This window comes from Rahnella victoriana, from assembly GCF_021276285.1.
Lineage (GTDB): Bacteria > Pseudomonadota > Gammaproteobacteria > Enterobacterales > Enterobacteriaceae > Rahnella > Rahnella victoriana.
In genome coordinates this window covers 622,091-633,653 of the sequence record NZ_CP089920.1, presented here as the reverse complement: position 1 = coordinate 633,653, position 11,563 = coordinate 622,091, and the positions used below count along the sequence as shown (strand labels likewise).

Below are 11,563 nucleotides of genomic sequence, written 5' to 3'. Positions count from 1 at the left end.
CTCAGGGTTTAACCTGCATGTGGTCAACAAATTCGGTGGTATACGCCTGCTTCCAGTCGGTATCCGCATTCAGCAGTCTGGCGCTGACCATGAAATCACGGGTTTTCTGCCAGCGGGCCTGCGTCATGGTGCCCCAGCCCTGTTTCGCCGCATCGCCGCCGTCAATCAGGTGATGTTCTTTGATTTGCTGAACGCCCCAGGCCAGCAGGTCGTCCGTCATCTTCGGATTATCCTTTTTGATCAGCGCGTTGCCCGCCGCCGGGTTTTGCAGATAACTCACCCAGCCTTCCATCGACGCCTGCACAAATTTCGCCATCGCGTCTTTGCGGCTGCTGATAAGCTCAGGACGGGTGATCAGAATGCCGCCATAAGGCGGATAGCCGTGCTCCGAGAACAGGAAGAAATTCGATTTCACGCCCGCCTTTTGTGCCTGAAAAACTTCAGAGCTGACGTACGCCTGTTGCGCCACGTTCCCGTCGGCGACAAAGGGCTGAATGTTGAAGGTATACGGGCGAACCTGAGAATCGCTGAGCTGATAGCGTGCCTTAAGCCACGGCCACCAGGTCGATTGCCCGGAGCTGGAAACCAGAATGGTTTTGTCTTTCAGGCCGTCGAGTGACGTGACAGAAGCGTGGGTCAGTAACCCCTGCGGGTCGAACTGGAAGGGGGCGGCGATGGCTTTGGCCTGAAATCCGCGCTGCACTGACTCGAGCAGCTGAAGGTCATAACCGATGATCACGTCGGCACGTTTTGATAACAGCAACTGCATGCCGTTGATCTGCGGGCCGCCGGACTGAATGCTGACATCCAGCCCGTAACGTTTGTAGATGCCCGTCGCCAGCGCCTGATAATAGCCGCCCTGTTCAGCCTGCGCGTACCAGGAAGTCAGCAGCGCGATTTTCTCATCGGCCTGCGCCGACAGTGAGAAAGCGCCAGTGATCAGCGTGCTCAGCACACAGCAAGACAGGGGAATGCGGGAAATTGACTTCATTGCTCCTCTCCTAATCATCGCCGGAGGGAAGACGAGCAAATGCGGCTCAGCTCCCCTGACCGGCTCAAAATGAACCGCGAAATGGTTGCTGAGCAATGTCCCGCGCAGTTGCCTGCACTGACCGCTTCTACTCACGTTTATCTATACAAAAAGGATGCCAACTTCGCAGAGCCGCGCCCCCTGCGCTTTGCGGGGGATCTTGTCTTCGCGCGCTGCAACCTTTGATTCACCACAGAGCGCACTGCACCAGAATGGTGCAAATCAGTGGCGCTGGTGACCCGGCGTTTGGATCTGGCTGAATAACATCTCCAGCTGTTTGAGCATCATCGAAGCTGCCAGTGAAAGCTGGCGTGAAGGGGCAACGCACAGGGAGAGTGTGAAGGTTTTCAGTTGCGGATCGGTCAGCGGAATAAACTGCAACTCGTCGCTTTCCACCTCATCCATGATGTCGAGCCAGCACAGAATGCCGATGCCCATTTGCTCTTTAATCAGCGAGCGGATCATGTGGATGTTATTGGATACCGCGACTTCGCGAACCATGTCACCGTTGATATTCATCAGCGCCTGCACCGGCTCGGCCAGCATCAGGGGCGCAGCGGGCAGGATAAACGGATACTCCATGCACTGATTAAAACGCACGCCGCTTCTGTCCCCGAGCGGATGCCCTTTCGGCACCACAATCCCCAGTTCGATTTCAGCAAAGGCGCGCACCTGCAACTCGCGGGAACTTTGCGGATTTAACATCAGCCCGAAGTCGGCGTCGCCCGACATCAGCGCCTGCTGGATATCCACGTTGTTCATGGTCGTCAGGGTAAACGAGATATTCGGGTAATCGAGATGCACCTTTTTGAGCATCGACGAGAAAAACTGCCGGTTGATGGCGTCGATGGTGGCAATGCGCACATGCCCGCGCCGCAGCCCGCGCAGGTCATCGAGCTGTTCCAGAACGCGCGAAAAATCCTTTTTCCAGTTACTGGCGGCATGAAGCAACAGCTCACCGGCCGCCGTCAGCCGCAATCCGGTGGGGTGCCGTTCAAACAGCGGCATGGCGAGTTCTTTTTCAACCCGCAGTATCTGCCGGTCAATCGACGATGCGGCAACATGCAGGGTTTCGGACGCCTTACGAAACGATCCCTGGCGGGCAACCTCAGTGAAGTACAGCAGAAACCGGGAGAATGCGAACATAGTGAGTGCTCTCTTTTATGCAACGGGACGTGCGAATCAAAGCGCTGGACGCAACAGTTTTATAACAATAACGTAGCTTTCATTGCAACGGGAACATTCGTTTCACCGCTCATCAGGCTGACTCTGCGCAGTAATGCGCGTTAAGACAGCGGGTTATGCGGCAAACCGGGGGATCCCCCTTTTTATGAAAGCCTCATTCAGCAAATACGGTAAATGACGATGAAAGATGCCGGATCCATTCCTGTCACGATAAAATCAATGGAAATAAACGGAACAGGGAATATTTCATTGCAGCTTGTTCCGCAGCAGAACGGGTTATTACCGGCTTATTTACCCGGCGCGCACATTGACGTTTTCATTCCGGAAACCGGCCCGCGGCAATATTCACTTTGCAGTGAAAACAGCAACGGTGAATATTATGAAATCTGCGTAAAACTGACGGATAATTCGACCGGTGGCTCACACTATATTCACCATCATTTCCGCCCCGGCGATAACCTGACCATTTCGCCTCCGCGCAATCATTTTCCGCTGCCACAGGCCGGTAAATATCTGTTCTTTGCCGGTGGCATTGGCATCACGCCGCTGCTGGCAATGGCGGAACAGATTGCGCATCAGGATATTGAATTTGAACTGCATTACTCTGTTTCAGACAGTGAGCAAATCGCGTTTCTGCCGCGCTTAACGGCGCCTGCCTTAGCGAAAAATGTCTTTATACATGACAGCGGCGCAAACGATTCCCTGCGCCATCACACGCCGCTGAGCTTATGTCAGCCGGATGAGAATACGCGGGTAATGGCCTGCGGCCCGGACGGATTTATTCAACGCCTGCAGGAAATTATGCGGACCCATCACTGGCAGGAAAATCAATTATCTTTCGAGCGGTTCAGCAATACGGGAATGAATAATGACACCGCCGGAAATGAATTTCATATTCAGCTCAGTTCTACCGGCCAACGTTATTTAGTGGGCCGCGACCAGACCATCGCCGAAGTCTTATTAAGCGCCCGGGTCGATATTATGCTGTCGTGCGAACAGGGTATTTGCGGCTCCTGTATTACTGATGTGTTAGACGGTATTCCCGATCACCGGGACTGCGTGCTGACGGATGCAGAGAAAGCGGAGAATACGCAGATAACGCTGTGCTGTTCGCGATCCAAAAGTCCTGTTCTGGTCCTCGACCTGTGATGTTAACGCGGAGCGACACAATGAACCTACCGGATCCCACCACACCGCTGAACGGCATTGCCAACGCTCGTCTGCCCGCGTGGCTGCTTCCCGCCGGATGGCCTTTGCAGGCAGGCGAACCGGTTACGGCAGATCTGCGTTTTGACGCAGGCATAATTGCATCCGTGACGCCTGCTCAGCCGGATCAGGCTGACCTGTGGAACGCGCACGGCGCGCTGGCATTGCCGGGGCTGACGGAACCCCACGCGCATCTTGATAAAACCTTCACCCTCCACCGCAGCCGTCCGCCGAAACCCGGTCTGCTGGCCGCCATTGAAACGCTGCATCAGGACCGTCAGCACTGGACCGCCGATGATCTTCGCCAGCGCGCCGCAAAAGGCATGGCGTGGGCGTCGGCTAACGGCGTGACCCATTTGCGCACCCACATTGACTGGTTCGATGTGGTTCCGCCGCTGGCCTGGCGGGAGCTGGCCGATATTGACCAGCCGGGCGTCACGCTGGAACGCGTCGCACTGGCACCCCTGAGTATTTTTGCTGATGAACACGCGGCAGACCGCATAGCCCGTGCGGTCGCAGAAAGCGGAAAGCATTGTCTGCTGGGTGGATTTATCCACTCCTCAAACTGGGATCCGACGGCGATGACCCATCTGATGCGCAGCGCCTCACGCTGGCAGCTGAATCTGGATCTGCATATCGACGAGGAGCTTTCCCCGGTGGCACACGGTCTGAGCTGGCTGGCGCATTACCTGACAGAGAATACATTCAGCGGTCACATCTGTTGCAGCCATGGCTGTGCGCTGGCCTCCGGCAGTGAACAACAGGCCCGGGACGTGCTGAGTGTGCTGGCTGCGCAGCGCGTTACGCTGATTGCCCTGCCGATGACCAATCTGCTGTTGCAGGATGCGGTGACCGGCCGTACGCCGCGCCAGCGGGGCATCACCCTGATCAAAGAAGCGCAGACGGCGGGTGTTCCGCTGCTGCTCGGCTGCGATAACGTGCAGGACGCCTTTTGTCCGGCAGGCAGTTATGACCCACTGGATACGCTGACCTGCGCCCTGTTCGCGCTTCAGCTCGATAACGTCTTTGACCGGCAGTCGCGGCTTATCTGCGATGTCGCCGCCCTGACCGGTGATGATCAGGGCGGACTGCCGCTCGCCCCCGGCAGCGACGCCAGTCTGGTGATCTTTCCCGGCAGCGACAGTCTGACCTGGCCTTTACACAGCGCGGCCCGCCTGGTTATTCACCACGGCAGGCTGACGCATCAACGTACCTGGAATCAGGAGTTATCCCATGAGTCTTGAAGCGGGAGCGGGAAAACCGCTCGCCAAATATGCCGCGTGGCGTCGCGCCGGTGATTTCGTGTTTCTCTCCGGCATCATCCCCGTCAACCCGCAAACGGCAACCATCGTGCGCGGTTTTCAGGACATTCCCGCCGAAGCGCGTCTGCTGCTGGGCGAAACCGGTGAGTTTTCCACCGACGCCAAACAGGGGCCGATCCTCGCCCAGAGCTGGTATGTACTCGAAAGCATCCGCCACACCATTGAAGACGCGGGCGGGCAAATGAGCGATGTGATCAAGCTGGTGCAGTATTTTCGCAACCTTGATCACTTCCCGTATTACAGCCGGGTCAGAAAACTCTTTTACGCCGGGCAACCGCCGGTCTCCACGGTGGTGCAGGTCAGCGAGATGCTGCCAAGCACCGACGTGCTGATTGAAGTGGAAGCCACGGCCTGGTTACCGCAATCCCGCTTAACCCAATAATGTCCGACCACGAGGCACAGCATGATTAACGGCTATCTTCCCGCAGATCGATTTCTCCCTTTCCTGAGCTGGACAGCCATTGCTGCCCTGCCCGATAAAGCCAATACCGTGATCGTCCTGCCGACCGGCGCGATTGAGCAACACGGGCCGCATCTGCCGTGCTCGGTGGACAGCGTGATCTCGTCCGGCGTGGCGGGTCACGCGCTGGCGCGTTTGCCAAAAGACATTCCGGCTTACGCCATTCCTCCGATCACTTACGGCAAATCGGACGAACATCTGAATTTCCCCGGCACGCTGACTTTAACCGGTGACACCCTGTTGCAAACCGTTTTGGAAATTGCCGAATCCCTGTACCGCGCCGGATTTCGCAAGCTGCTGATGATCAACGGTCACGGCGGACAGCCGCAGGTGCTGCAAATGGCCTCGCGTGAAATGCGCCTGCGTCACGGCGACATGATCATGATCCCACACGACGTATTCCGTGTGCCAAATGTCGAAAACCAGTTCCTGAGCGCACAGGAGCAAAAAATGGCGATGCACGCCGGTCACAGCGAAACCGCAGTGATGCTGGCGCTGGCACCCGAATGCGTGCACATCGAACATGCGGTCGCCAATTATCCGCCGGAATTCCCGTGCCCGACGCTGTCATCGGGTCGTCCTGCCGCCGCCTGGGCGTCTTATGATTTTGGCCCGAGTGGCGTCATCGGCGACCCGACCGGCGCGACCGCTGAACAGGGCCACGCGATCCTCGATTCGCTGGCGGCGAGCTGGGCGCAGGCCATCACCGAAATCCATCATATGGAATGGAAAGTCCGCAGCGAACCGACCTGGGGAAAACACCACTGGAACGGCTTCGTGCAGACCAGCTTCACTCCTCCTTCGTCTTCTCTGGCCTCTGAATAAAGGAATTCTCACCATGAAAACACAGCGTCCCTTCACTTACAGCCTGCTGGCCGTGCTGCTGGCCGGGGTTTCCACCACCAGCATGGCGGAAGAGAAATTTACCTTCCTGACCAACTGGTACGCGCAGGCGGAGCATGGTGGTTTCTACGAGGCGCAGGCCAAAGGGTTGTACAAAACCGCCGGTCTGGATGTCAGCATCAAAATGGGCGGCCCGCAGGTCAACGTGATGCAACTGATGGCGGCCGGACAAGCTGACTGCACGCTTGGCGATAACGGCCAGGCGCTGGAAACCTGGCAGGCGGGCGTACATGCGGTGACCGTCGCGACAGTGTTCCAGCATTCGCCGACAGTGTTTATCAGCCATGACAAAGTGGAGAAAGGTCAGGAGCTGAAAGACAAAACCTTCCTGCTGGCCACCGAGGCTTACACCTCTTTCTGGCCGTGGGCGAAGAGTGAACTGGGACTGGCGAGCGCCAAAATCCGCCCGTACACCTTCAGCGTACAACCCTTCCTGGCGGACAATAATCTGGTGCAACAGGGTTATGTCACCTCCGAGCCTTTCTCTGTCGAAAAAGGCGGCAAACCGTTCTACGTCTACATGCTCAGCGACTGGGGTTATCCGCCGTACGGCAACTCGATTATTTGTATGGCCGACACCGTTAAAAAACGCCCGGCGGCGGTGGCTGCGTTCGTGAAAGCTTCGATGCAGGGCTGGAAGGAATACCTGCAGGATCCGACAGCGGGCAACGCGCTTATCACCAAAGACAACCCGCGTATGGGTGCCGATCAGATTGCTTTCGGCATCGCGCAGATGAAGAAGTATGAGCTGGTCACCGGCGGCGACGCACAGACCGGTGGTATCGGCATCATCACTGAACCGCGTCTGAAAAAGACCTGGGACATGCTGGTGAAAAACAAGCTGATCGACGCGGACAAAGTGCCGTTTGAGCAGACTTATACCCTCGACATGATCAAAGACGCGAAGGTAATGCCATGAATTCAGCCCCGAAACTGACCGTGATGAGCGATATCCGCTCAGCCAATCCTCCGCCGGTTCCGGCTATTGAAGTGCTGTCGGCGGAGAAAATTTACAGCAACGGCACCCGCGCCCTTTTGCCGGTCAATCTGACCATCAACCAGGGGGAATTCGTCACCCTGCTCGGCCCGTCCGGCTGTGGCAAAAGTACCCTGCTAAAAATGGTCGCCGGGCTGACAGAACCCAGCGACGGCAAGCTGGTGCTGTGGCGTCGCGACAGCCGTGAAAAAACGCAGGTGCCGCTGTCTTTCGTGTTTCAGGAAGCCACGCTGATGCCGTGGAGCAATGTGCAAAATAACGTGCGTTTGCCGCTGGATCTGGCGGGCGTGCCGCGTGCCGAAGCCAACACCCGTGTCACCGAGGCGCTTGAACTGGTCGGGCTGGGGAAGTTTGCCCACGTCCTGCCGCGCGAGTTGTCAGGCGGCATGCAGATGCGCGTGTCGATTGCCCGCGGGCTGGTGACGCGCCCGAAACTGTTGCTGATGGATGAACCCTTTGGCGCACTCGATGAAATCACCCGCAACAAACTCGACAGCGACCTGCTGCGCCTGTGGCGGGAACAGGGGCTGACGGTGGTATTTGTCACGCACTCGATCCACGAAGCGGTGTTTCTGTCGCAGCGGGTGATCATGATGGCTGCCCGTCCGGGACGCGTGGTGGAAGATATCGCCATCACTGAGCCTTTCCCGCGCAGCGAAGATTTCCGCGTCAGTCCGGCGTTTTCACGTTATGCGAAGCAGTTGCAGGACAGCCTGCTGCAAGCCAGCCAATCAGGCAGGGAGTAACGGTATGCAAACTCAAAAATCCGTTCCGTGGATCAATAACCCCACGTTCCGCAAAGTGCTGTATCCGGCCGTGGTCGCCGTGGTGGTAATTTTGCTGTGGCAGGGCTGGGTCAGTTATTTCAAAATCCCCCAGTTTCTGGTGCCTTCGCCGGGTGTGATGCTGCAAAGCCTGTGGACCAATTTCGGTTCGCTGATGATGTCGCTGCTGTTTACGCTGAAAATCACCCTGATTTCGTTTTTACTCTCGATTGTTATCGGCGCTGCCGTGGCGTTCGTGCTGGTGCAAAACCGCTTTGTCGAAACCGCGCTGTTCCCGTACATCGTGTTTTTGCAGGTGACGCCGATTGTGGCCATCGCGCCGCTGATCATTATCTGGGTCAAGGACACCACGCTGTCGCTGGTGGTGTGTTCAACGCTGATGGCGGTGTTCCCAATCATTTCCAATACCACGCAGGGCCTGCGCAGCGTATCGCCGGGTCTGCTGAGTTATTTCCAGCTTAACCGTGCCAGCCGTCTGCAAATCCTGATCCGCTTACGCATCCCTTCTGCCCTGCCGTATTTTTTCGGCGCGCTGCGCATTTCCAGCGGCCTGTCACTGATTGGTGCGGTGGTCGCTGAATTCGTGGCGGGCACCGGCGGCAATAACACCGGTCTGGCCTATCAGATATTGCAGGCCGGATATCAGCTGGACATCCCGCTGATGTTTGCAGCGCTGCTGCTGATTTCACTCACCGGTATCGCGCTGTTTGGCGTGATGTCGTGGATTTCGCGCCGCGCCCTGAGCGCCTGGCATGAAAGCGAAGCCGTGCAATCTCATTAACCTCATTCAACTCAGGCAGGAAAAATATGGACAGTGAACAACGTCAACACGCGCTTGCCCTGATACAGCAGGCACTCCCTGATCTCGACTGGACGTTACAGGCACCCAAAGTGAAACGCCTCTCACGCGATTTTCACTGGTTCAGCCCGGTGCTGAAGCGGCAACTGGAAGATAAACAGGCCGACGCTGTGGTCAAACCGCGCAGTGAAGAAGAGCTGAGTTTACTGGTGCAGGCCTGCGTTAAACACCAGTTACCGTTGATTTTACGCGGCGGCGCGACCGGCAACTACGGCCAGCTGGTCCCGCTGGAAGGCGGAATTCTGGTGGATATGACCGGGTTTAATCAGGTGTGTGAACTGGGCAACGGCGTGGTGCGGGCACAGGCGGGGATCCGCCTGGCCGAGATTGAAACCCTGACCCGTCCGGCGGGCTGGGAACTGCGGTGTATGCCGTCAACTTACCGGCTCGCCAGCCTCGGCGGCCTGTACGGCGGCGGCTTTGGCGGCATCGGCTCGATCAACTACGGTCCGCTCGGCGCGCCGGGCAATGTGCTCAGCGTCAAGGTCATGACCATGGAAGCCGAACCGCGCATTCTGCACGTTCCGGCTCCGCAGGCGCTGTTACTGCATCACGCCTATGGCAGCAACGGCATTGTGCTTGAGGTCGAACTGGCGCTGGCACCGGTTCATCAGTGGATTGAACGGCTGGATGTGTTCGATGATTTCACCGATGCGCTGGATTACGCCAACGCCTTTGCCCGCTCGCCGGGGCTGGTGAAACGGCAGCTTGCGCTGTTCGCCGCGCCGATCCCATCATATTTCAGCCATCTGAACGGACATTATCTTGCCAGTCAGCACGCGGTAATCAGCGTGATTGCGCAGGAAAGCGAAGGTTTTTGCGCCCCTCTGCTGGAAAAATATCGCGGGCACAGCGCGGTGCGTCAGTTTGCCGGTGAAGCACGCGAGGCCAATGCCTCACTGATGGAATATTGCTGGAACCACACCACGCTGCACGCGCTGAAAATTGACAGTACGCTGACCTATCTGCAAACGGCGTTTAATTATACCCATTATCGTCAGCAGATTATCGATATGGCTAAAATGTTTGGCGACGAGGTTATTTCTCATATTGAATTCCTGCGTGACAATGACGGTAATATCACTGCCAGCGGTTTGCAATTAGTACGTTATTCCACCGAAGAAAGACTGAACGAAATAATGATGACCTTCCGTGATAATGACGTAAAAATAAATAACCCGCATGTCTTTCAGATAGAAGACGGCAAGCAGGGAGAAATAAAGCCCGACGTTGTTTCCGTCAAAAAATGTCTTGATCCCAGCGGGTTACTTAACCCCGGCAAACTGCGCGGCTGGGATGTGCGCGACACGCTGGAATTAGACAATGATCCTCTTTTATTGACGGGCAAATATTGACTGTAAAATAAAAATAACTATTATCCTCCCCGCTTATTGATAACAACAAAATAAACGGGAAGGCACCCGTTTGCGTGCGCCCTCATAAAAACAATTAACGGCAGTTTTGCTGCCGGAGAAACTTATTACATTTTTGACAGGAAGAGATTAATGAAAAGTAACACCTTCAACTTTGCGCTCACGTTAAGCGCAATTGTCGTGTCACAAGCGTTATTCATGAACCACGCGGTTGCGGCCATACCGGTCACGTCTGACTGCGGCACAGGCGCGGCAGATTCCCTGACCGAAATGTTCACCTGCGGCACGGTCAGCGGCAGCCTGCGCACCCTGTATTATTCCACCCATAATGCGTATTTCGTGCCGGGCTATTCTCAGGACACGGTCAGCTACGGCGGCAGCGTGAAATACGCCACGGCAGAATATTACGGCCTGAGTCTGGGCGTCAGCGGTATTCTTCAGCGCGGAATTTCACACAACGACGACCATCTGATCACCGAACTGGGTTCTAACCAGACCGGCGTGGGCGAAGCTTATCTGAGCTACCACTATCAGGACTTCCGCATCACCGCCGGTGATCAGCGTATTAATATTCCTTTCATCGGCGACTATGACTGGCGCATCACGCCGATCCTGTTCCGGGGTATCGACAGCAGCTACGGCGACAGCGACAACTTCCTGCATGCCACCAAAATCACCCGTTATAAACCGTGGGGCGACGATGAGTTCCTGAACACCACCGCTTATACCGACGCCGACGGCACCACCAACGGCATGTGGGGAATTGGCGGCGGCCGCGCCCTTACGTTTGATAATCAAAAACTGAACAGCCAGTTGTGGTACGAGGAGTATCACAACTACACCAAAATGGTGTACGCCGACAGCTTCCTGTCGTGGACGGACAGCCCTGCCCAGCCGAAGATCGGCATTCAGTTTATTCGCGGTGTGAGCGAAGGCAAAGCGCTGGCGGGCAACGTGAACAGCACCAGCTACGGCGCGCAGTTCGCGATGAATTTCACTCCGGTGCTGAAATGGTCACTCAATTACAACCATATTGCCGCCAATGGTGATGCTTACGGCAACGGCGCACTGGTCACACCTTACGCACACAACACCTCTTCCGGCCCGTACTTTGCGCAACCCTTCTTCACCAGCACACAGGATCTGGGCAGCGGCAACGCCTATTCAACCGATCTGAACTGGAGCGCGACCGACAGCATCTCTCTGGGCAGCCGTTATTCCTTTATGGATTTAACCCCGTCCAAAGGTGCCTCAAGCAGCAATCAGTCTGAATATCTGGTGTACGGTACCTACAGTTTCGGCGGCGTGCTCAAAGGGCTGAGCCTGACCGACTTTGCCGGTGTGCAAACCACCTCCACCTCCGACAAATCCTTCTGGCAAAACCGTCTGGCGCTGGAATATGATTTTTAAATAACGCTCAGCTTGCCTGCAAGACTAGGTGCA

At 56.4% G+C, this 11,563-nt stretch carries 11 protein-coding genes; 9 read left to right on the top strand and 2 right to left on the bottom strand.

Annotated features, from left to right (window positions below):
* Nucleotide 1: 1 nt before the first annotated feature.
* A complete protein-coding gene (locus J9880_RS24170) occupies nt 2-991 on the bottom strand; it encodes an ABC transporter substrate-binding protein (protein ID WP_232770638.1) in 990 nt (329 codons plus the stop codon).
* A gap of 261 nt (nt 992-1,252) precedes the next feature.
* Nucleotides 1,253-2,176 carry a LysR family transcriptional regulator gene (locus tag J9880_RS24165; protein ID WP_131694141.1) on the bottom strand — a complete coding sequence of 308 codons (924 nt, stop codon included), beginning with the start codon at nt 2,174-2,176 and terminating at the stop codon, nt 1,253-1,255.
* 213 nt (nt 2,177-2,389) lie between these two features.
* Between J9880_RS24165 and J9880_RS24160 the strand changes: the two genes are divergently transcribed.
* From J9880_RS24160 to J9880_RS24120, 9 genes are all read left to right on the top strand, one after another.
* Nucleotides 2,390-3,364, top strand: coding sequence for a PDR/VanB family oxidoreductase (locus J9880_RS24160; protein WP_232770637.1), 975 nt, complete (start codon nt 2,390-2,392; stop codon nt 3,362-3,364).
* A 20-nt stretch (nt 3,365-3,384) separates the two neighbouring features.
* Nucleotides 3,385-4,665 (top strand): amidohydrolase family protein, encoded by a 1,281-nt coding sequence (locus tag J9880_RS24155; protein WP_232770636.1) that lies wholly within the window; start codon nt 3,385-3,387, stop codon nt 4,663-4,665.
* Nucleotides 4,655-5,125, top strand: coding sequence for a RidA family protein (locus J9880_RS24150; protein ID WP_232770635.1), 471 nt, complete (start codon nt 4,655-4,657; stop codon nt 5,123-5,125). The genes J9880_RS24155 and J9880_RS24150 overlap by 11 nt, the downstream gene beginning before the upstream one ends.
* A gap of 21 nt (nt 5,126-5,146) precedes the next feature.
* Complete coding sequence (locus J9880_RS24145) at nt 5,147-6,028, top strand: creatininase family protein (RefSeq protein WP_095925570.1); 882 nt, start codon at nt 5,147-5,149, stop codon at nt 6,026-6,028.
* Nucleotides 6,029-6,110: 82 nt separating this feature from the next.
* The gene (locus J9880_RS24140; RefSeq protein WP_408637254.1) at nt 6,111-7,025 is read left to right on the top strand and encodes an ABC transporter substrate-binding protein; all 915 of its coding nucleotides are present in this window, start codon (nt 6,111-6,113) and stop codon (nt 7,023-7,025) included.
* A complete protein-coding gene (locus J9880_RS24135; protein WP_095925568.1) occupies nt 7,022-7,849 on the top strand; it encodes an ABC transporter ATP-binding protein in 828 nt (275 codons plus the stop codon). Before J9880_RS24140 ends, J9880_RS24135 begins: the two co-directional genes overlap by 4 nt.
* Before the next feature lie 4 nt (nt 7,850-7,853).
* Complete coding sequence (locus J9880_RS24130) at nt 7,854-8,669, top strand: ABC transporter permease (RefSeq protein WP_095925567.1); 816 nt, start codon at nt 7,854-7,856, stop codon at nt 8,667-8,669.
* A 26-nt stretch (nt 8,670-8,695) separates the two neighbouring features.
* Nucleotides 8,696-10,102 carry an FAD-binding oxidoreductase gene (locus J9880_RS24125; RefSeq protein ID WP_232770634.1) on the top strand — a complete coding sequence of 469 codons (1,407 nt, stop codon included), beginning with the start codon at nt 8,696-8,698 and terminating at the stop codon, nt 10,100-10,102.
* Between the two features lie 150 nt (nt 10,103-10,252).
* A complete protein-coding gene (locus J9880_RS24120) occupies nt 10,253-11,530 on the top strand; it encodes an OprD family porin (protein ID WP_232770633.1) in 1,278 nt (425 codons plus the stop codon).
* Nucleotides 11,531-11,563 lie beyond the last annotated feature (33 nt).